This window comes from Enterococcus sp. DIV0187, from assembly GCF_051713785.1.
In the GTDB taxonomy this organism is placed as follows: Bacteria; Bacillota; Bacilli; order Lactobacillales; family Enterococcaceae; genus Enterococcus_A; species Enterococcus_A avium.
In genome coordinates this window covers 2,196,250-2,216,361 of record NZ_JBIOQO010000001.1, presented here as the reverse complement: position 1 = coordinate 2,216,361, position 20,112 = coordinate 2,196,250, and the positions used below count along the sequence as shown (strand labels likewise).

Annotated in this window: 19 protein-coding genes; 12 read left to right on the top strand and 7 right to left on the bottom strand. The window is 40.2% G+C overall.

Annotated features, from left to right (window positions below; all coding sequences use genetic code 11):
* Window positions 1-51 precede the first annotated feature (51 nt).
* Complete coding sequence (locus IGI52_RS10860; RefSeq protein ID WP_438781266.1) at window positions 52-765, bottom strand: GntR family transcriptional regulator; 714 nt, start codon at window positions 763-765, stop codon at window positions 52-54.
* A 266-nt stretch (window positions 766-1,031) separates the two neighbouring features.
* Between IGI52_RS10860 and IGI52_RS10855 the strand changes: the two genes are divergently transcribed.
* Entirely contained in the window at window positions 1,032-2,450 is a 1,419-nt protein-coding gene (locus tag IGI52_RS10855; RefSeq protein WP_438781264.1) for a glycoside hydrolase family 1 protein, read from the top strand.
* A 205-nt stretch (window positions 2,451-2,655) separates the two neighbouring features.
* On the opposite strand, the gene IGI52_RS10850 is transcribed toward IGI52_RS10855, so the two are convergent.
* Window positions 2,656-2,988 carry a hypothetical protein gene (locus IGI52_RS10850; protein ID WP_438781263.1) on the bottom strand — a complete coding sequence of 111 codons (333 nt, stop codon included), beginning with the start codon at window positions 2,986-2,988 and terminating at the stop codon, window positions 2,656-2,658.
* Between the two features lie 263 nt (window positions 2,989-3,251).
* Between IGI52_RS10850 and IGI52_RS10845 the strand changes: the two genes are divergently transcribed.
* From IGI52_RS10845 to IGI52_RS10825, 5 genes are all read left to right on the top strand, one after another.
* On the top strand, window positions 3,252-4,199 hold the full coding sequence (locus tag IGI52_RS10845; protein WP_438781261.1) for a class I mannose-6-phosphate isomerase: 948 nt from the start codon (window positions 3,252-3,254) through the stop codon (window positions 4,197-4,199).
* A 1-nt stretch (window position 4,200) separates the two neighbouring features.
* Complete coding sequence (hxlB, locus tag IGI52_RS10840) at window positions 4,201-4,764, top strand: 6-phospho-3-hexuloisomerase (RefSeq protein ID WP_438781260.1); 564 nt, start codon at window positions 4,201-4,203, stop codon at window positions 4,762-4,764.
* A gap of 12 nt (window positions 4,765-4,776) precedes the next feature.
* Complete coding sequence (gene hxlA / locus IGI52_RS10835; RefSeq protein ID WP_438781258.1) at window positions 4,777-5,403, top strand: 3-hexulose-6-phosphate synthase; 627 nt, start codon at window positions 4,777-4,779, stop codon at window positions 5,401-5,403.
* A 176-nt stretch (window positions 5,404-5,579) separates the two neighbouring features.
* A complete protein-coding gene (gene scrK, locus IGI52_RS10830) occupies window positions 5,580-6,458 on the top strand; it encodes a fructokinase ScrK (RefSeq protein WP_176675157.1) in 879 nt (292 codons plus the stop codon).
* Window positions 6,459-6,590: 132 nt separating this feature from the next.
* Entirely contained in the window at window positions 6,591-7,016 is a 426-nt protein-coding gene (locus IGI52_RS10825; RefSeq protein ID WP_227131638.1) for a phosphate-starvation-inducible PsiE family protein, read from the top strand.
* A 54-nt stretch (window positions 7,017-7,070) separates the two neighbouring features.
* On the opposite strand, the gene IGI52_RS10820 is transcribed toward IGI52_RS10825, so the two are convergent.
* Window positions 7,071-7,946 carry a sulfite exporter TauE/SafE family protein gene (locus IGI52_RS10820; protein ID WP_216408124.1) on the bottom strand — a complete coding sequence of 292 codons (876 nt, stop codon included), beginning with the start codon at window positions 7,944-7,946 and terminating at the stop codon, window positions 7,071-7,073.
* A gap of 119 nt (window positions 7,947-8,065) precedes the next feature.
* Window positions 8,066-8,932, bottom strand: coding sequence for a LysR family transcriptional regulator (locus tag IGI52_RS10815; protein ID WP_016179757.1), 867 nt, complete (start codon window positions 8,930-8,932; stop codon window positions 8,066-8,068).
* Between the two features lie 205 nt (window positions 8,933-9,137).
* Here IGI52_RS10815 and IGI52_RS10810 point away from each other — a divergent pair, with 205 nt between their 5' ends.
* Together IGI52_RS10810 and IGI52_RS10805 are read left to right on the top strand one after the other, a co-directional pair.
* A complete protein-coding gene (locus tag IGI52_RS10810; RefSeq protein WP_438781257.1) occupies window positions 9,138-9,677 on the top strand; it encodes a prolyl-tRNA synthetase associated domain-containing protein in 540 nt (179 codons plus the stop codon).
* Between the two features lie 169 nt (window positions 9,678-9,846).
* The gene (locus tag IGI52_RS10805) at window positions 9,847-11,244 is read left to right on the top strand and encodes a DUF1958 domain-containing protein (protein WP_438781256.1); all 1,398 of its coding nucleotides are present in this window, start codon (window positions 9,847-9,849) and stop codon (window positions 11,242-11,244) included.
* Between the two features lie 59 nt (window positions 11,245-11,303).
* On the opposite strand, the gene IGI52_RS10800 is transcribed toward IGI52_RS10805, so the two are convergent.
* From IGI52_RS10800 to IGI52_RS10790, 3 genes are all read right to left on the bottom strand, one after another.
* On the bottom strand, window positions 11,304-12,872 hold the full coding sequence (locus IGI52_RS10800; RefSeq protein WP_438781254.1) for an L-serine ammonia-lyase, iron-sulfur-dependent, subunit alpha: 1,569 nt from the start codon (window positions 12,870-12,872) through the stop codon (window positions 11,304-11,306).
* Window positions 12,873-12,883: 11 nt separating this feature from the next.
* On the bottom strand, window positions 12,884-13,096 hold the full coding sequence (locus IGI52_RS10795) for a tautomerase family protein (RefSeq protein WP_016179761.1): 213 nt from the start codon (window positions 13,094-13,096) through the stop codon (window positions 12,884-12,886).
* Between the two features lie 177 nt (window positions 13,097-13,273).
* Window positions 13,274-14,260 carry an ornithine cyclodeaminase family protein gene (locus IGI52_RS10790; protein WP_271820004.1) on the bottom strand — a complete coding sequence of 329 codons (987 nt, stop codon included), beginning with the start codon at window positions 14,258-14,260 and terminating at the stop codon, window positions 13,274-13,276.
* Between the two features lie 722 nt (window positions 14,261-14,982).
* Here IGI52_RS10790 and IGI52_RS10785 point away from each other — a divergent pair.
* The 4 genes from IGI52_RS10785 to IGI52_RS10770 all read left to right on the top strand — a co-directional run bounded on the left by IGI52_RS10785 (window position 14,983) and on the right by IGI52_RS10770 (window position 20,103).
* Window positions 14,983-15,462 (top strand): rhodanese-like domain-containing protein, encoded by a 480-nt coding sequence (locus tag IGI52_RS10785; RefSeq protein ID WP_016179763.1) that lies wholly within the window; start codon window positions 14,983-14,985, stop codon window positions 15,460-15,462.
* A 501-nt stretch (window positions 15,463-15,963) separates the two neighbouring features.
* On the top strand, window positions 15,964-17,793 hold the full coding sequence (locus tag IGI52_RS10780) for a hypothetical protein (protein WP_438781253.1): 1,830 nt from the start codon (window positions 15,964-15,966) through the stop codon (window positions 17,791-17,793).
* Between the two features lie 571 nt (window positions 17,794-18,364).
* Window positions 18,365-19,258 (top strand): Rpn family recombination-promoting nuclease/putative transposase, encoded by an 894-nt coding sequence (locus IGI52_RS10775; protein WP_438781252.1) that lies wholly within the window; start codon window positions 18,365-18,367, stop codon window positions 19,256-19,258.
* Window positions 19,259-19,818: 560 nt separating this feature from the next.
* Window positions 19,819-20,103, top strand: coding sequence for a helix-turn-helix domain-containing protein (locus tag IGI52_RS10770; RefSeq protein ID WP_053089218.1), 285 nt, complete (start codon window positions 19,819-19,821; stop codon window positions 20,101-20,103).
* Window positions 20,104-20,112 lie beyond the last annotated feature (9 nt).

Genomic DNA, 20,112 nt, shown 5'->3' with positions numbered 1-20,112 from the left:
TCTTTGATTTATAAAGTGACAAAAAAAGAGCTGAACACTCAGCTCAAGGAATCAATTCTCTACAAAAACAGCTTCAAAAATAAAGTCCTGGTACAAATGTCGCGTAATTGAGTATTCAAAAGGTGTGCCATTTGCTAAAGAAACACTCTTTTCAATCTCAATCATAAAATCGCCAACATCGATCCCTAAGATTTTGGCATCGAATTCTGTCGCAAGGACACCCTTCATCCAAACGTGAGAGGCGTTGATCTCTAAATGTAGTTCATCACGAATGTAGGAATAAACGGATTTTTTTAGATGCTTTGGTACCAACCCAGGGATAATGGAAAGGGGCATAAAGGTTTGTTCTAATGAGTAAGGTTGCTGATCTACAAAGCGGCTGCGAACAATATTATAAATATAGTCCTTTTCGTCTATTTGCAGCATTTCAGCAACTTTTTTAGAAGGCAACTCAATGGAAAAAGTATGAATCTCTGAATCCACATGCTCTTCACCCACGACGCTCATGAGTCCTTCACTAGGTCCGAAAACCTTTGAATTATCGATCGGCTTGCGTAATACTTCGGTACCAAATCCACTTCGGCTATGTAGAACGCCTTCTGAAACAAGCATATCCAACCCTTTTTTGACGGTTAACTTACTCGTATTGTACAGCTTCGCTAACTCAGTACCTGCTGGCAGCTTCTCCCCAATCGCGTAGGTACCATCCTCAACCTTTCGTTTTACATCTAGATAGACCTCCATATATTTTGCCTTTTTCTTCATAATTACCTCCCTTAACAAACGATTAAAGATATAAATAATTATATACTTTTACGAGGTTTTAGCAATGCTTTCGTTGTTAAAAGAATTATTTAATTTTAAAAGTATATTCTTTTGATTAAAAAACTATTTCATTTTTTAGTAAGCGATGTTATGATGAATGAGCAAACAAGAAAACCTGCCTTTAAGCTGCCAATTCTACTTCGTATACTTAGAACGAGATGGCGTGAAAATGGGCTTCACTTTTAATCGGAACGAGGAGGACGACAATGAATAAACAGCAATTAACTTTTCCAACGGACTTTTGGTGGGGATCAGCCTGGTCAGCCGAACAATCAGAAGGTCGCGGGGAAACAGGAAAAGCAGAAACCGTTTGGGAACGCTGGTATAAGGAGCAACCCTATCGCTTCTATCAAGGAATTAGTTCAGAAACAACCACCGATCATATCCATCGCTACAAAGAAGATGTCCAGCTGATGAAGCAAACGGGACACAATTCTTTCCGTGTGTCGATCTCTTGGGCACGGATGTTTCCAGCCGATGGTGTCGGTGAGGTCAATCCCAAAGCGATTGAATTCTATCGCGATTTATTTACAGAAATGAAGGATAATGGCATCAAAGTCTTCGCCAACTTGTATCATTTTGATATGCCGGCAGCGTTACAAGATAAAGGCGGCTGGGAATCACGGGAGGTCGTGGATGCGTATGTACATTTCGCGGATACGTGTTTTAAAGAATTTGGCGATCTGGTTTATCATTGGTTTACCTTCAATGAACCGTTGGGGCCAATTTTAGGTTCCTATTTGGAAGATTTTCATTATCCAAATATCATTGACTTCAAACGAGGGGCACAGGCTGCCCACTTTACGATTTTGGCTCATGCTAAGGCGATTGCGACCCATAAAAAACATAAGCTTACGAGTAAGATCGGCGTCATTTTAAATTTAAGTCCGACCTTTCCACGTAGTCAAAATCCAGCAGATGTGAAAGCCGCAGAGATTGCTGATCTCTTTTATGTGCGGAGTTTTTTAGATCCGATGGTCAAAGGGGTGTACCCTAAAAAATTAATTGATTTACTGAAGGAATACGACCAGCTACCGGTTGATTATACGGAAGAAGACTTAGCATGTATCAAAGAAAATACGGCGCAAATTCTAGGCTTGAATTATTATGAGCCAAAGCGGGTGAAGGCTCGTCTAACTGCGATTAATCCAAAAGGGCCATTTTTACCAGACTGGTTCTTTGAAAATCATGTGATGCCAGGCCGCCGTATGAACGAATACCGCGGCTGGGAAATCTATGAAAAAGGCATTCATGATCTATGCATGGATATCAAGGAAAACTATGGCAACATTGAAGCCTTTATCTCGGAAAATGGCATGGGCGTCGCCAACGAAGAACGCTTTATGGATGAAACAGGTCAAGTGATCGATGATTATCGCATCGAATATATTCAAGATCATTTGGCTTATCTATGGAAGGCAATTAATGATGGCTGCAATATCAAAGGCTATCATCTATGGACCTTTATTGATTGCTGGTCATGGATCAATGCCTACAAAAATCGTTATGGTTTAGTCTCACTTGATTTACCAACACAAAAACGTACGATCAAAAAAAGCGGGGAATTCTACAAACAGCTCAGCGATCAAAATGGTTTTGAGTATGATGTGGATCGCTTAATATAACAAACGGAAAAACCAATCTGAAAAGGTTGGTTTTTTATATGGAATTTGTTTTTAGTTTCATAGTATAGTCGCCCAAGTTTTTTTTTATTAAACAAGCGACAAGTAAGAGAAGCAATGAATGAGTCGAAAAATGGACTATTAACCGAGCAGAAGAAATAGCAAACCCACTATCCAAACTGGAAAGCGGGTTTTTTGCAAGAAATTATTATTTAAACGGTTCCTTTCGCATAAAAGAAAATGGCGATTTGCTGATTTTTCCATACTCGTCGGCTCTCAGATAGTCGACCTCAACATGAGGATAGGCATTTAACTCTGCTATATGATCCTTCAATATCGGAACTAATAACAACAGATCAATGTCAATTTCACGCAGTAACTGTCTGGCTTGTGCCAATGTTGCAGGATGCCAGTCATAATCAGGATAAAGGTTCGAAATGTTTTTAAGCATATCCGCAGTGGCATAGTCTGTTGCAATAAAACCCCAATCATCAGCTTTTTCGGATATATAGCGGTGAACAACAAGCAAGGCTTTTTCCATAAATTTTTCCTCAGATCCGTTCTTTTTTACTATTGTAACCAGTAACTCAATCGGTCTCAAATGAAAAATGTTTGTAAATTGTATTCTTTCAGGGGATTTCTAGTAAAAGCTGCGCCCTAATAGAGCAAACGATCTATATAACAGAATAAAAGTGTAAAAATAGAAAATATCTTCTCAAAAGGACTAATTTTTTTAAGGGATTGTCAAAGGAATACAGGACTGTATAATTCTAGTTGTAAGCGGAAACAAAATGAGGGGCTATAATGGAAAAACAAATCGTAAAAATCTTACCTTTTTTCGAAGCACGTATTTGGGGCGGCAAACGGATGCTGGAAGCCTTCAATTATCAGACAGATATTTATCCAATTGGTGAGGTCTACAATGTAGTGGCTTTGCCGGGAGCGGCGGATTGTCCAGTTGCTGATACCGATCTGACACTTTCTCAGCTTTATAAAGAATATCCTGATTGGTTCGATTGTGAGACGGAGGAGCTGCCGATTCGCGTGAATTTATTAGATCCTTTAGCAGATTTATCTGTTCAGCTCCATCCAGACGATTCCTATGCCATGAAACACGATCACTCGCGTGGAAAACCAGAGGCTTGGGTGATCCTAGATACGCCCGCGGATGGCAAAATCGAGTTTGGGCACCATGCGAAAACTAAGGAAGAATTTGCTGAATGGGTCCAGGCTGGAGAATGGGGAAAGCTGTTGAAATACTTGCCAGCCAAAAAAAATCATTTTATTGATATTCCGGCCGGGACGTTACATGCCATCAATCGCGATGTCTTGACCTACAACATTTCCCGTAACGCCGATTTGACCTATCGACTATATGATTATGGACGAGTCGATCCGAATACAGGAGAAGAAAGAGAATTACACATCGATAAAGTATTAGAAAATGTCTTAGTTCCTGATACTTCAGAGGGCTTTGTTTGGATTGAACCTTATCAACGAAACGGCTGTGAAATCACTGATTATTGGGATGAACCAGGTTTATACAGTTTGAGTCGGATCAAAACAAAAGAACAGGGAACGTATCGGCTTAAGCGTTTTGCTTTTATCACAGTAGTAGATGGAGTGGGCACGGTAAATGAGGTTCCGATTTCAAAGGGAGAAACAGTCTTAATTCCGGCGGGGATCGAGCACTTGGAGTTTACCGGGGCCTTAGATCTATTCGTGGCGAGCTATAAAAATAAGGAGGCATAAGATGGAAACGAAGGAAGTTGCCTACACAGCAGCAATAGAGCTGGCAGAAACGTTGAAAAAAATTGATCAAGAACAGATAGATCAATTGGTAATCAGTATCAAGCAAGCGAAGCGGATTTTTATATCAGGGGCTGGCCGTTCCTTGTTAATGCTGAAGGGGTTGGCGATGCGTTTAATGCATCTGGGGTATGAGGTCTATGTAGTGGGAGAAGTGACAACGCCAGCATTTTTACCCGATGATCTATTGATTCTTGCGAGCGCATCAGGTGAGACCGCTTCTTTGATTACTACTGCAAGCAAGGCTGGGGAAATCGGCGGCAACATCATTAGCTTGACCGTTTTTCCCGAATCAACTTTAGCCAAATTATCTGCGAGTATTATTCGAATTCCTGCTTATACCGACAAGCTGCCTGAAAGCAAGGAAAATCAAAAGGGAATTTTGCCAGGCGGAAGTATGTTTGAAGAAGCAGTTCTATTACTGTCGGATTCCTTGATTGTTGAGTTGGCAATAGAACAAAAAGTTCCGACTGATCGAGCATTTGAAAAACATGCAAATTTAGAGTAAGGGGGAAAATAAATGAAATTACAACTAGCAATCGACGAATTAACTCTTACCGAAGCGTTGGAGGTTCTAAAAGAGATTCATCCCTATATAGATATTGTCGAAGTAGGAACACCGTTTTTAATTGATGCCGGTCGTGAAGCTGTTCGTCAGATCAAAGCGACCTATCCACAGCTTGAGGTTTTATGCGATGCCAAAATCATGGATGCTGGCGCCTATGAAGCGCAGTTGGCATATGATGCCGGTGCTGATTATGTGACAGTTTTAGGCATCACTGATGATTTGACAATCAAGGGTTGTGTTGAGCAGGCTCAAAAGCAAGAGCGGCAAGTCATGGTGGATTTGATTTGTGTGGAGAATTTTGCTAAACGGGTGCCAGTTATCGAAGCATTAGGTGTGGATATTATCGCAGTCCATACAGGAGCGGATCAGCAGCAGGCAGGTCGAACGCCGTTGGAGGATTTGAAGGAATTGAAGCAATACGCAAAAGCTGTTCAAGTAGCAGTTGCTGGCGGAATCAATGCTGAGACTATCGGAGATTATGTAGCGTTAGAGCCAGATATTGTGATCGTCGGCAGTGGGATATTGAAGGCGGATGATCCGGTGGCAGCGGCGAGAATGATCAAGGAAGCACTGAAATAAATTATTATTATGGACAAAACAAGTTTGTTAAATGGACATAAAAAAGTTGATTTGAAAGAAAAAACAAAGGAACCGCTGCCAATAATTAATGATACAATAGAACTCGAGAACATCGGGCACGCGAAATTCGTGACCTTGTATGTTGAATAAATCTAAATGATTGTGAGTGAAGCTTAGTGGAAAAATTATTTGGCGGGATCGAGGCCGGCGGAACAAAATTTGTTTGTGCAGTGGGAAATAATGATCTGGAAATCGTGGAGCGGGTCAGTTATCCGACGACTACTCCAGAAGAGACGATGGCATTAGTGATCAGCTTCTTCAAGCAGTATGAAGAGCAATTAGTCAGTATTGGTGTGGGGTCATTTGGGCCGATCGATATTCATCGCGATTCAAAAACTTATGGTTACATTACGTCAACACCAAAATTGGCTTGGCAGAATTTTGATTTTGTCGGCACTATGAAAAAAGAGTTTGACTTACCGATTGCTTGGACGACCGATGTGAACGCAGCTTGTTACGGCGAATATGTAAAGGGTCGCGGCGATGGCGTGAACAGTGTCGTGTATTATACGATCGGTACTGGCATCGGCGGCGGCGCGTTGCAAAAAGGCAATTTTATTGAAGGCTTCAGTCATCCAGAAATGGGTCATGTGTTAGTAAGCCGCAATCCTGAAGATGATTTTGAAGGAAGCTGCCCTTTCCACGGACATTGTTTAGAGGGGATGGCGGCAGGTCCAGCGATCGAAAAACGTTTAGGACGCAAAGGTCAGGACTTAAGTGAAGACGATCCATATTGGGATATTGAAGCAGATTACATCGCACAATGTGCCTACAATACGACCTTGATGTTCTCACCAGATGTGATCATCTTCGGCGGTGGTGTGATGCAGCAGGAGCATTTAGTTAAAAAGGTTCGCGCGCGTTTCAAGGAATTAGTGAATGATTATGTAAAAACACCTGAATTAGAAGATTATATTGTGACACCAAAGCTTGGTAATAATGCCGGAACAATTGGCTGTTTAGCTTTAGCCAGAGAAGCGAAATTACATTCATAATAAAATAAGCTCCGTCAACTCGCTCTTAGTAAGCTACTGAGCGAGTTGGCGGAGTTTTTTTAAGTGCGTATTCCTTCTGATTCATTTTGAGAGTTGCTATAATTTAGATAGAAATCGAACGGAGGACGTACGATGAAGGAGAATTATTTCTTAAAATTCGAAAAAGCGATCAGTACGGTCGTGGATATATTATTAGCTGTATTGATAATTGTTGTTGTCATTGTCATGGGGGAAGGCATCATCAATATGATCATGCACGTGATTCCATTGAACAATGTATCGGAATTGACCCTCTTGATTGATGAAATCGCGACGCTGTTCATTTTATTGGAAGTCATATTGATGCTGCTGCGTTACATCAAGGAAGGGCATCATATTCCTGTACGTTACCTGATTTTAATCAGTATTACCGCCATCCTGCGGGAGCTATTACTGGCTCACGGAAACGGAACGAATTCTTTGTTATTATCTATCTCGATTTTGGTTTTGGTGGGTGTCTTATTCATTTTGGAAAAGGTCAAGGCCTTTCATAAGGGTGATAGCCGCATAGAAAAATAAAATGGCTTCGTACCAATATTGGTACAAAGCCATTTTTTTGATAAACAGAGCGATTTAAGCCGCTGCCGTTTTCCGTGATTTTAGAATGTATTGAATACCTGTATAGAAAATAATAACAATAACTAAATAAGTGACCATTGAAATGTCTAGGTTCATCAAAAATTGCGACGCGATGATAACGCCGGGAATCCCGCCGATCGTGATCGCCAAGGCAATTTTTCTAGAATAAGCTTTTTCACGAATGAAGTTGATACTAGCGACTGGTTGAAGTCCCGCGCATGAACACATCATGATCGGAAAAGCAGCTAATGGTGTCATTCCTAGCATGTAGACCATCGCCATACATGGCGCATATAGCCCAACACCAACCGTCATCAAGGCACCGAATAAGAAGTTGCCGATGATACCGATGACTAATTTCACCCCGGTTAATCCCATCGCGGTATTTCCTTTACCCAATAAAGCAATGACTTCCGTTTGACGTAGCAACATCAAAATCGCTGTGATCAATAATGCCCAGCCGATCCATTTCTGAACTGCTGTTTCGGATAGCTTAGTAACATATCTTGATCCGAACCAAGAGCCGACGATCGCCGCTAAGATTAAGGCGACTAAAGTCAACGCATCAACTTTGATAACTGTGACGAAAATCACAGCTTCAGTCAAGACAGGGATTGCGTGTCCGACATTTAAGATCCCCGGTAATTTTCGATCATCAGTATTTTGTTTCGTAACATTTAACATCATGGTGGTGAGTGCAAAACTCCCAATTCCGATCGTATCTGCAAAATCTGCAATGAAGCCAATAATTCCGCTAATTAGCCAATTTCCTGGACCTAAATCATCGCGATGGGTCACAACATCGCGCACAAGCATGATTGCTTGAAAGATCATCAGTCCAATTAAAATATAAAAAATAATCTGTGCCATAAATCCTCCCGTAGGTCTTTTTCTTATAATTATAACAATAAACGAAATAGAAAAACCATAAAATTCGAAAAAATTGTGATTCATTGAACGATCGCAAGAAAAAATAAGTCCGATTTAGCCTAAAAATCTAAGTATAGCTTCAAGAATTCTCGACTGGCTAACGAGAGCAAGGACTTGTTACGATAAAGGACTCCGACTTTACGAAAGACCGGATGAACGAATGGTCTAGTCTCGACTTGAAAAGCGATTCGTTGCAGAATCAATTTGGGTAAAATACTAATCCCTAAATTTTTCTCTACCATTGCCAAAATCGAATAATCATCCCATGTGCGAAATTTTATTTGTGGTGAAACCTGTGCTTTTGCTAATAATTCAGTGACGTCAGAGGTTCCTTCACGTTCTAGTAGAATAAAAGGCTGCGCTTTTAGATCGGTCACATGGACTTTTTCTTTAGCCAAAAAAGGATGCCCCTGCGGCAAAACGACCAGCTGCTCATCGTCATGGAGAAATCTTTGCTCCAAATTATGGGACGCAGGTAATCGTGAAAAGCCGAAATCAACGCGCCCCTCTAAGATCCACTGTTCGATCTCTTCGTAATCTCCCAATAATAATTCAAAATCAATCTTAGGATAGTCCTTTTGAAACGTTTCGATCGCTTCAGGCAGCCAATGAGTAGCCACACTCGAAAATGTCCCGATACGGATCAGACCTGTGTCTAAATGCCCCAGCTCCGCCAGCTGATTTTGCAAGGTTTGATATTTTTCCGCCAGCTCCTTTGCATAAGGCAACACATTCATCCCATCAGACGTTAACCGAAGGCCCGCGCGGTTGCGCTCCAACAAAGTGATCCCCCATTCTTGCTCGAGATCATGAATCATTCGACTGATTCCCGATTGAGAGTAGTTTAAAATTTTAGCCGCTTTAGTGAAGCTGCCTAGTTCAACGGTTTTAACAAAAGCGATGTATTTCTGAATGTTCATATCCATGATTGAATTCTCCTATTCATTTAAACTGACATGTGAATAAGCATTTATTGCATCTGTTTTCATCATATTAAAGATGCTAAAAATTCGTTTTTGTAATCCTTATTTCTATGATAAATTACTGCTAGTAACTATTCAATAGAAGAAGACAGCGTACACAAATGACAAGCTGTCAAAATTTACAGCTTAGAAAAAAGGAGTGAGTAAAATGGTATTAGTCAGTGAAGCCTATACATCAGTACCAGAAATAAGCAACACGCCATTGCAGGAAAAAGTCTATCAGGTCCTGCAAGAATTAGATATGGCGTTTCAGCGAGTGGAGACAGAGGAAGTCATCACGATGGAGGATTGCCAGCAAATTAATGAACGTTTAGAGATGGATATGGTGAAAACCTTGTTCTTATGTAATCGGCAAAAAACAAATTTTTATCTATTCGTCACCTGTGGCGACAAGCCCTTCAAATCGAAGGAATTCAGTCAGGCGTTGGAAATTGCTCGGGTTTCATTTGCCTCAGCAGAGCAGATGGCTGAAATGTTAGGAACAAAAATCGGTGCGGCAACAATCTTTAGTACGTTGCTGGAAGAAGCCAAGAAGGTTCAGCTAGTTCTGGATAAGGATGTCTGTGATCAAGAATATTACGGCTGCAGCGATGGCACAACGACCGGGTATTTGAAATTGAAGACCAGTGATGTATTAGATAAATTTTTGCCTTATGTTAAGCGTCAGCCGAAAATTATTGAAGTTTAAAAAGAGTACTTTATAGCAGATTCCCCAAAAAAATTGGGGTCTGCTTTTTTAATTTGACCAAGCGAACCAATAGAAATAAGAAATAGTTTGTATTATGTGGAAAAAGTTCTAATAATTCATTTCTATCTATGCTAAAATTTTGTGTATTACGTGTTAATTAGGAGGCCTTGTGGGTAAAAAAATCATATTTATAATAGTAATAGTTGTTTTATTCCTTTTCGAAACGCCTGCTCATGCTGCTGAGGACATTATGGAGATTACCAAATCAGCAGGCCACACCGATGTGTTAGAGGAAAACAAACCAAAAGCTTCGATCGTGGTTGATGGAACGAATGGTCAGATATTATGGGAAGAGAACGCTGATGTGGTCAGAGAACCCGCCAGTATCTCCAAAATGATGACGGTCTTTTTAGTTTTTGATGCCATAAAAGAAGGAAAATTGACTTTAGACACGAAAATCAAGGCAACGGAAAAGGATCAAGCTATCAGCCAATTGTACGCTATCAGTAATAATAATATTGTAGCAGGTGTCGAGTATCCTGTTAAAGAGCTATTGAAAATGGTCGTTGTGCCGTCATCGAATGTAGCGACGGTTATGTTAGCAAATGTCGTTTCAAATAATCGTGCGGGGGAGTTTGTCGAAAAGATGAATGAGAAAGCTCAAAAAATCGGTATGAAGAATACTGCTTTTTATAATTGCAGCGGTGCTTCAGCTGTGAGCTTTGAGGGGCTTTATACGCCAGAAGGCTTCGATGCGAATGGCAGTAATACTGCAACTGCTCGTGATTTGGCTACAATGGTTTTTCATTTGATTAACGATCATCCAGAAGTATTGGAATTTACGAATCAGCCAAAGGTCACTGCCATGGAGGGAACGCCCTATGAAGAGACCTTTGAAACCTACAATTATTCATTGCCTGGAGCAAAATATGGTTTTGAAGGTGTAGATGGCTTGAAAACGGGTTCTGGTCCTAGCAGTGCCTTCAATTATATTGCAACGGCCAAGCGGGGAGATACTCGTTTGATTGAAGTGATCCTAGGGGTGGGCGACTGGTCTGATCAAGACGGAGAATACTATCGTCATCCCTTTGGTAATGCGTTGCTTAAAAAAGTTTTTGATGAGTATGAACATCGCTTGCTCCTACCAAAAGGAATCCACGAGATTGATGGAAAATCGATACAGCTAGCGAATGATTTTTATGGTGTAGTGAAAAAAGGTGAAAAACCAAAAGTCACGATCCAAGAAAATCGGGTGACGTTAGCCAGTCAGAAGGAGCAGCTGACAGAAGACATGCCGAAATTATCGCTGAACTATAAAAAACTAGAAACAGAAGAAAAACATTTGCCGACTACGAGAAAAGCGTCATTTTTTGATCAGGCGAAGAAGTATATTTTACCAGCTTTTCTGCTTATACTAGGACTGGCGCTGTTACTTTTTCCAGTGAAGAAAAAAACACTAAGACGGACAAGAAGCAGCTCTCGCCGTAAAGGTGTGGTGATATTCAGAATTGCTGGAATTGTCTGTATCCTTACTTCATTATTTATGATGATCTGGGAAATACTTTAGAGAATCGAAAAACAGAGTGAACCACCAAAATAGGCGAATCACTCTGTTTTTAATTTCTATCAGCAGCAATCCAATGGACAGCCTAAGCGTTCGGCGATGGCTAGTCCTGATGGTGTCTGTGCCAAGCCGGCATGACCTGTACAGCGTAGTGACGCTGGAATCATTCGTCCAACTTTATTGAAGCTTTCGATAGTTTCATCTAACGGAATAACGACATCATAGCCAGCCAGCGCCATGTTGGCAGCACCCAATGCGTTCATTCCGCACATCATATTTTTCCCAAGACAAGGAACTTCTACCCGAACACCAATTGGGTCACAGGTCATTCCGAAAACATTTTGCAAGCCCATAGATGCGGCATTAACAGCTTCTTCGATGGTTCCGCCCATTAATTGCACGAGTGCGCCCGCAGTCATACCAGAACCCGAACCACATTCCGCCTGACAGCCTGCCACCTCTGCGGCAAATGTAGCATATTCCGCAATGAAGACACCAATCATTCCCGCAGCTAAGAGCGCGCGAACCAATTCATCATGGGACTTTTTTTGATAATCACTAACAGCGATCAAGGTTCCTGGCAATGCGCCGCAGGAACCTGCCGTTGGTGCCGCAACAAAGACATTCATCGAGCTTTTTACCTCCATCAAAGCGGAGATATTTTCGATGATCTTAGCTGGCAGGTCATCACCGATCAACTTCTCACGATTGGCGCGAATTTTAGGTGCCTGTGAGCCTAGCATCCGATCTTCATAGGAAGTACCGGCCAAGCCGATTTGAATGCCGTTTTCCATAATTTCAAGAATGGCTTCCGCTTTTTTATAGACTTCTTCTTCGGAAATACTGCCGCGATGACTTTCATAGCGCAGCGCCATATCGGCCAGATCTAAATTTTCCTCTTTTGCCAGAGCAATCATCTCTTCGGCTGTTGAAAAGAGCATCTTAGGTTCCTTTTGCGACATAATAGGCAGGACAGGATCAAAGGCAATGAATCGTTCAACCTTCATCTGCTTATTCAGCCAAGCGATTTCTTTTTCAGAAATCTCCTGTTGAGTCTTGATATGCAGCATCGTTTTACCAGCTTGTTCCTTGACCACAGCTGAGCATAATTTGTCGATTTTATCTTCTAAGTCAGCTTCAGATAACACCAAAGTCTCACCGAAAAGGAGGGTCTCATAGAAGCCTCCAGTAACTTCGACAGCAAAATGATTGATCTCGGTGATCTCGATCATCCCGCCGCCAACAGAAAGAGCAGTTACATCTAGTTCTTCGCCCAGATCTGTTTTGACTGTCATTTTATAAGTGTTAGGATGGTTGTTTTCGTAAGGAATCACACGGAAAACAATTTCCATACCATCCGCTTCAGCAATTTCAAGAGCACGTGTCAACCGATTGTCCGTCGGGTCCATTCCCAGCAAGCCCCCAACTAGACCGATATCGGAGCACTGCGTAATATAGCTTGCAGCTAACGAACCCTCTGGATCAAAATCTGCCTGAAAATAGATGATTTTTCCAACGACCATCTGCCGCAGTGCACGTCCAATCCGCACCGAGGCTGCTGTATGGGAACTTGAAGGACCGATCATCACCGGGCCTAACACATCATTAAAAATACTGGCATGTTCTTTCATTCGCGTCCTCCTTAGAAATCCGCTTTGATATAAACATCCTCACCTGCGATTTCGTCACCGATTACGTCTTTCCACTTGTCTGCTTCAATCTCCTTGAATGACACCGAGACAACATTCGGGGTACAACCAAGTTCCTTCACCACGAAATCTTGCAATTTTTTAGCAAAGTCCTGTTTTACTTCTTCCGAACGACCAGGGTACATTTTGACTGATAAATGTGGCATGTTTATTCCTCCTTATTAGTTTTAACGTATTAATTTTTCGTGGAAAAATTATTCCGATCCGAATGGCGTATACCATCCAACTAAGTAATTCAGCTTTTAATTGATGCGGGCATCGTTGCTGTCTCACTGGCTAAGCGGGCTGCGAGAAGTTGGACTGGGCCTCCTTATTTCTATTTTTTACGACCATTCTGTTCCGATTTTTTCTTCCAGCGCACGTTCATAGATTTTTTGGGCAGTGACGAGATCCTGAGCGCCGATCCCAACAGTTTTAAAAACGATGATCTCTTCGTCATTTTCGCGACCGCCAATTTTTCCCATCAGCACCTCTCCGATGTCTCCGGTAAAATCGTCCTTCGTAATTATGCCGTCTTCTAGTGGTATCAAAATATCACCGGCTTCGGATAGCACCGCCTCTTCTGAATCAAAATAGAGCTTGCTGGCGCGTTCTAAAATTACCGGGTCCATTTCCTGCATATGCGGTTGATAAGAACCTACGCAACTGACTGTGGCACCTGCCTTGACTTTACTGCCATCAAAAACTGGCGAAGTGGCTGGGGTAACAGTGATGATCAGATCGGCATCATTAATCGCTTCATCTGAAGTTTCCGCTGGCAAAATTTGAGTCCCATAGTCCTTCAGCTCTTCATTCATTTGCTTAACGAATGCTTTTGTTCGCTCAGAATTTTGGTCAAAAACGTGGACCGTCTCTAAATCCCGGGCACAAATCATCGCCTCTAATTGAGTCGCGGCTTGTCCACCAGTTCCGATCAGTGCACCTTTTTTAGCATCTTTTCGACCCAAGACATCAAAGGCAACCCCAGATGCGGCACCAGTCCGTAGCTGAGTAACAGTCACGCCATCTAGTAGGGCGCTGACATAACCTGTCTTGCCATCTACTAACAGCACTTGAGCTGGGGCAGAGGCTAAACCTTTATCAATATTGTCAGGGAAAATATTGATGATTTTTAGGGCAGCTGCATCTAAATCAGGTGCGTAAGACGGCATGAATAGGAATGTGCCATTTTGTTTTTCCGAAACGATCTGTGTTCGCAACGGCACATCTGTCTTACCCTCACTAAATAATTGGAAGGCCACCTTGTCTGCTTCAATGGCATCCTTCATGGTAAATACTTGTTTGATATTTTCACGAGATAAAAGTAGCATAAAAACCTCCTTAACGAATTTTCTTTCACACCTAAAAGTATAAGCGATTACAATAACGGTTTCAAAGGAATTTCAAGAATTTTCTTTTATTCTAGCTACTACTTTGCTGATAAGATTATGGCTGAGTTAAAAAGCTGGCGCTGAAGCGACCTTTAGCGACCTTGGAGGAAACATGCTGACGTACGGAGTACGAAGCACCGCCACGACGAGTAGCTGGCTGTTGGCGGACTGGAGTTAAACCTCCTTTAACTGCATTAATAGAACGATTGTAATTTTATTCAAATTTTTTAGCTATTTTAAAACATTTCACAACAAAAGAAATTACTCAAATTGTTATTGAAAAAGCGTTTTCCTTTCTATATACTTTGATTGAAGAAAGATTCACAAAGGGTGCAGGAGGTGGAAGAAATGTCAAAACGACTATGACTATGAGGTGAAAACCAACTTAGAGTATCTAAGCGAGTTCGTGTAGCATTCTTACCCTCAAAGTATTCCTGTGCTTAAAAAAATCTGATCCCATACTTTCGAAGGATAAGGGATGACAAAAATATTTGGCCCCCCTTCCTTACTGACGGCGTTTTAGAAGTATCTTCTTCGTTAATAACCTGAAGCTGTCCACTTCTGTCACAGCCTTTGTGCGGAAAAAACGAGGTGAAAGTAAAGCTATGACTCACCGATTCAACGAACCAACAAAAAATCGATCGAAAGAAGGATTTAGAAAAATGAAAAAGAGAATTAGCGGATTATTACTTATTACTTTAGCAATATTTGCCATCGTGTTGACAGGCTGTTCCAACAACGATGGAAAGAAAGATCGTGCCGAAGCGGATATTGATTGGCAAATGATTACACCAGAAAAGATGAAGGACGTTCTTGAAACAGACGATGCTGCCGATTATCAAATCATCGATATTCAACCAGAGGCAGACTATGAAAAAGGCCATCTGCCAAACTCTATCAGCGTACCAGCTTATCCAGTAGATACTGAAGAACTGGAAAAATTAGTCGTGGATAATGCTGATCAATTTAAGGATGGCGACAACCCAATCTATGTTGTCTGCCCAGGCGGTGGAAGCGGTGCGAAACGTACAATCTCATTACTCATCGATGAAGGCATCGATGAATCTCGGTTATATATCGTTGAGAACGGTGCGAAGAAATGGCCGTACAAAGACGACAATAAATTATGGGTAACAGACTAAACACAACATTCTTCAGTTAATGAATACAAAAACAGGCTCAATACTCATTTACTGAGTTTGGGCTTGTTTTTGTGTCAGTAGAAGGTTTGTATGAAAGTTTAAAAAGTTCTCTGCGAAATCTTTATATCGCTGAGAGCTTTTCATTATTACACATTTTCTCCTCTTAGCTTTTCAAAAATATAACGTAATAGACAAAAAAAGGCCATTTTGTAATCCGTGATATTAATTATCTTTTATTACTATATTAATTATATATTAAATTTACAGACGTTTTAATTCTTATATATAACTGATTTTATAGGATTTTCATTTACTTTAGTGATGAAAGATGTTATTTTGTTTATAGGAATATTGATAAAAAAGAACTTTATCTCATTAGAGTTGAATGTAAATGAAGAGCTGGAAATATAGAAAGAACGGATTTATCAGGTTGCTTATGAAACAAGCCTAATATATATGAATAGTTGATAGATGATGAAATTAAGATGAGGTGGAAAATCAATGCTAATAAAAATGGAGGCTTTGCCAAAAATTGAAGAGAAAGTTGAAACATTATTGGGCACTCGCCTGTCAGAGTATTGCACGGTAAACATCATGCACACAGACTTTGGCAGCGACTTTTACTGTGTGCTTCCGCCAGATGAAGCAGATGATCGAAAGGAGTTTTATGTTCAATACCGAGAATTGGAAAGAGTTGCAGATAAGGATGACTATTTATCCCTGCGATTAAAAACAGCAACAGTCCGAAGATGGTTTAAGAAAAGGTGCTTAACCTTTCTTTTTTATGTTGATCTTGCTCATGATGATATTTATTGGATTGATCCATTTGAACAACTCTTTGAAAAACTAGAGCAGCTTACGCCGAATCAGGAAGCGGTGGTCTTTGACATTCCTAAAAAAAATCTACTCTCAAAGAACGCCAGAGAATTTCCAAGTGAATTTTTTGAACGCATGGAGAAGTTTGATAATTATCTATTCAATGGGACCTTAGATCGGATCAGCCGAGATATTGAAACCTTTACGGAAAAATCTTTATTTTCAGAGGAGTTGCTAGTCGATGAGAAGGAGAATTCTATAACGATTAAGTATAAAAGTGTCTCTTTAGAAGCTGATTTTCCTAAAAATGATCAGGATGGTAACTGCTCGATCACATTTGCGCGGCTGTTGAAGGTGTCAGATCCAGGGGTTCATTTGAATCACAAGGAAATATTGGGATTATTCTATTTCGGCAAGGAAACTGATGCACGCTTAGGAATGCGGAAATACATTGGATTATATCTGGAGGATTTGGGACAGTATTTTGTTGATTTTGGAAGCAGTGTCGCTTATTTGTATCAGCATGAAGTAGACGAATTAGGCGTGGTAGTTGATACATTTATAAAAAAATATGTTGCGAAGATTACAGATTTCCTAAAAGATCTGCAATCCTTTGCTTTTGAGCCCTATTACGGCGATTATCGAAGGTTTAAGCTGATGCAGCTAGATGTGGAAATGTGGGAAAAAGTTCGGGAACATGTCCAGAAGTACCAAACAAATAATGGAGCGTATGAAAATGGCTATATCTTCTCGCCTTATGCAGATACCAATCAAATCGGTGTCGATGACGATCAAGGCAGAGAGTTATTCAGTGTTTATGGATATTATAAACAATCCGACATGGACCTGGAGAAGCTAGTCGTAGATGTGGTCTGGGAGTATATTGACTACTCTACATCTGGTATTGAGGCTGGTCAGACATACAATGTCGCGGATACGTATGCCTTTTTTATCAATGAGCTGCTGCCTAATTTCTTTACTAATGAGCAGACGATCAAGAAAAGAAAACTCTTTCGAACGAAGCTGGTGAAGGTCTATAAAACACAAACTAAAGAAGAAATCGAGAAAAAAATCTTTATCCCAAAATATAAGCTGACCCAATATCCGAATGGGAATGCTGAATTGGCCGAGACATTCCGCTACTTATCAGATTATTTGAAGGCACAAGAGTTTTATGCTTTTGACCCTATAGCGTTTGAAAACCTGTTGGAGGGATTTGACAATCTGTTAAGAGCTGAATTAGCAATCGGCGGGGAGTCTTCAAAGTCTTGGTATCAAGAAAAGAAGGAGGATCTGTTGAAGGATGTCAAACAGCTAAAGCTTGATCAGGAAAATGATTTTCCTAGCGATGGGTATTTTCTTGCGAACACCTTCAGTAAGCTTGAGGCGATTGTCAGTCATTATAAAGGTTCCTTTGATGGAAAAAGAATTCAAGAAAGTGAGCTGCTCCGAGAGTTTGCTGATTTAATTGCTGAATACAATGAAGATCGATTGATCCGATTGTTGCTTAGTTAATAGAATTTATAGCCTTGTAAGAAAGACGGGAAGTGGTAATCCACTCAGCGAATGACAGTCAGAGTTATACTTTCATATCACTGAAAGATATTTTTAGATGCGATGTGGATTACATGAATAAAAGCAGAATAGCCAAATAGATACACTTGCGAAGGATTTCGTAGGTGTATTTTTACTTTTTGTTTAGTAAATAGATAAAATGCTATGCGTTAGCTGCTGCTATTTCCACTTACGAAAAAGAAACGAAGCAAATCCAAAAATACAAGTGGTAATAAAAAGGATAAATAAAACAATTTTTATAATGGTAGAAAAGTCCATGAACATCGCCTCCGATAATTCAAACTATACCATAAAACGGTGTTATATGTGAGGTTTTACTGTATTTTATGCGATAAAAGAAGTTATATAAAACCTATTTATTAATGACAATTTTTTTGCTGAAATGAAAGCTTTCACAGGGAGTGGACAGATTTTTCTTTTGCGTATCTTACAGTAAAAGAACTTTGATAGCGATTTTTCGCCATGTTATAATGTAGGCGAGAAATCCTGCTATCTGAAAGGCAGGAAAACGATGCAAAAATACTTACCGACCAACGATCTACTTTTTCGCAAACTTTTTAGCTCAGAAGATTCCCAGCACATTCTCAAAGCCTTTATCAAAGACCTAATCGGCATTGAATTCAAGACACTAACTCCTACAGTCACTTACCATATCGACAGTTATATAAAATCCTACGAAGAAAATGAACAATCCGAATTAAAGCGAACTGAAGTCGATGTCTTAGCAATCGATGAAAATGGTGCTCATGCCACGATCGAATGCCAGATACAGTCTCATGACTACTTTCATGAGCGGGTGATTTTCTATTTAACCGAAGCTTACCGTTCGCCATTTGGGGCGATCGAAACAAAGGAAGCTGAAAAGAAGAACAATTTTTCAAGTCTGTGTCCAGCCTATGGAATCAATATTTTGGATTTTGATCTGTTTGATGAGAATGAGCAAGCTCTGCAGCTGTTTCGTTTACTAAATGAAGAAACCCATCGTCCATTTCATAATCGAAAATCACAGGAACTGCTGCTTTTATGCTTTCTCAGCCTGAAAAATAAGAATATCGCCAAGCAGCATCCTGCTTGGCATTGGTATTATTTCTTAAAAACGGGAGAAACAACTGATCAGGCGCCAGATTATATCAAGGAAGCCAAAGCCAGAACCGATTTTTTAAACCTAGAAAGCGAGGAACAAAAAATGATTATGCGAATTGATAAAGATAAAGCTGTTAGCGATGCGATTCTATCTACGAGGTTTCGAGAGGGACGTGAAGAGGGAATCGAGCAAGGAATAGAACAAGGAAAAAGACTAGTAGCTCTTGAATTGCTAAAAACCGGGAATACGATTGATTATGTATCGAAGGTAACAGGATTGGATATAAAAAAACTTAAAAAGTTGAAAAACGAAGAAGAGTAGTATTATGAACGTGCTATGCAAAAACGGATTCAAAAGCAAATCCTATTTATCAAATTTTTTACAATAAAGATTCTTACTAATAGAACGGTGCTTGTGATACTTAAATAAATCGCAGGTGCCTCCTTCCATATACAAGCTTGAGAAAACTCATAGATTTCTGTCTTCATGAAATAATTATGAAGCAAACTAGATGTTCAAAAAATTGATGAGCCAATATCGAAATCTATTAGTAAAGTAAAAAGTATGCGTGTTATTATAAGTTCATAGCTGAATGGGATAGTTACGAAGAATTAATAATGAAGTAGGTAAAGAGAGTTTGCTTTTCGATTATTAGGCATAGTAAGCGAATTTTACACGTCATTATCAAAAATGAAGATTCCGTGGTTGAATGTTGAAAATGCACACACGCGCTAAAAAGCATCAAGAATCCCAAAAATTAGCTTATGAAAGCCAAAAATACGTATAGTTATCTGATGACGCACCATTGATCAAAACGAATGTATTAAAAATCTATCGTCTCACCAGAAGACAATTATCAATTTTTAGAGGTATTGCATCATTTGTCCCAGACTGAAACAAAGATTCTCTTCATTTTGATTCAAGCTGGGAATAAAGTCGTTACACGAGAAACGATTTGTCATCAAATCTGGAATGAAGAAGTTAATAAATCACATCTAGCGTCCTTATCCAGTACGATTACACGAATCAAGAATAAGTTCCAGCAAACGAATTTGACCCATAAAGCGATCCAAACACTTTGGGGGAAGGGCTATCGAATCAATCCAGAACTATTGGATCGAATTCAAAAAAACGAAGCGTTGCATACGTTAGTTTCGAATGGGTAGAAACGAATA

What these genes read in the sequence shown, in the direction of transcription:
- IGI52_RS10785 (WP_016179763.1), top strand. Translation starts at nt 14,983, where the DNA reads ATGAAAAAGAGAATTAGCGGATTATTACTTATTACTTTAGCAATATTT.
- IGI52_RS10775 (WP_438781252.1), top strand. Translation starts at nt 18,365, where the DNA reads ATGCAAAAATACTTACCGACCAACGATCTACTTTTTCGCAAACTTTTT.
- IGI52_RS10845 (WP_438781261.1), top strand. Translation starts at nt 3,252, where the DNA reads ATGGAAAAACAAATCGTAAAAATCTTACCTTTTTTCGAAGCACGTATT.
- IGI52_RS10795 (WP_016179761.1), bottom strand. Translation starts at nt 13,096, where the DNA reads ATGCCACATTTATCAGTCAAAATGTACCCTGGTCGTTCGGAAGAAGTA.
- IGI52_RS10820 (WP_216408124.1), bottom strand. Translation starts at nt 7,946, where the DNA reads ATGGCACAGATTATTTTTTATATTTTAATTGGACTGATGATCTTTCAA.
- IGI52_RS10780 (WP_438781253.1), top strand. Translation starts at nt 15,964, where the DNA reads ATGCTAATAAAAATGGAGGCTTTGCCAAAAATTGAAGAGAAAGTTGAA.
- IGI52_RS10800 (WP_438781254.1), bottom strand. Translation starts at nt 12,872, where the DNA reads ATGAAAGAACATGCCAGTATTTTTAATGATGTGTTAGGCCCGGTGATG.
- IGI52_RS10815 (WP_016179757.1), bottom strand. Translation starts at nt 8,932, where the DNA reads ATGGATATGAACATTCAGAAATACATCGCTTTTGTTAAAACCGTTGAA.
- IGI52_RS10855 (WP_438781264.1), top strand. Translation starts at nt 1,032, where the DNA reads ATGAATAAACAGCAATTAACTTTTCCAACGGACTTTTGGTGGGGATCA.
- IGI52_RS10790 (WP_271820004.1), bottom strand. Translation starts at nt 14,260, where the DNA reads ATGCTACTTTTATCTCGTGAAAATATCAAACAAGTATTTACCATGAAG.
- IGI52_RS10825 (WP_227131638.1), top strand. Translation starts at nt 6,591, where the DNA reads ATGAAGGAGAATTATTTCTTAAAATTCGAAAAAGCGATCAGTACGGTC.
- hxlB (WP_438781260.1), top strand. Translation starts at nt 4,201, where the DNA reads ATGGAAACGAAGGAAGTTGCCTACACAGCAGCAATAGAGCTGGCAGAA.
- IGI52_RS10850 (WP_438781263.1), bottom strand. Translation starts at nt 2,988, where the DNA reads ATGGAAAAAGCCTTGCTTGTTGTTCACCGCTATATATCCGAAAAAGCT.
- hxlA (WP_438781258.1), top strand. Translation starts at nt 4,777, where the DNA reads ATGAAATTACAACTAGCAATCGACGAATTAACTCTTACCGAAGCGTTG.
- IGI52_RS10810 (WP_438781257.1), top strand. Translation starts at nt 9,138, where the DNA reads ATGGTATTAGTCAGTGAAGCCTATACATCAGTACCAGAAATAAGCAAC.
- IGI52_RS10860 (WP_438781266.1), bottom strand. Translation starts at nt 765, where the DNA reads ATGAAGAAAAAGGCAAAATATATGGAGGTCTATCTAGATGTAAAACGA.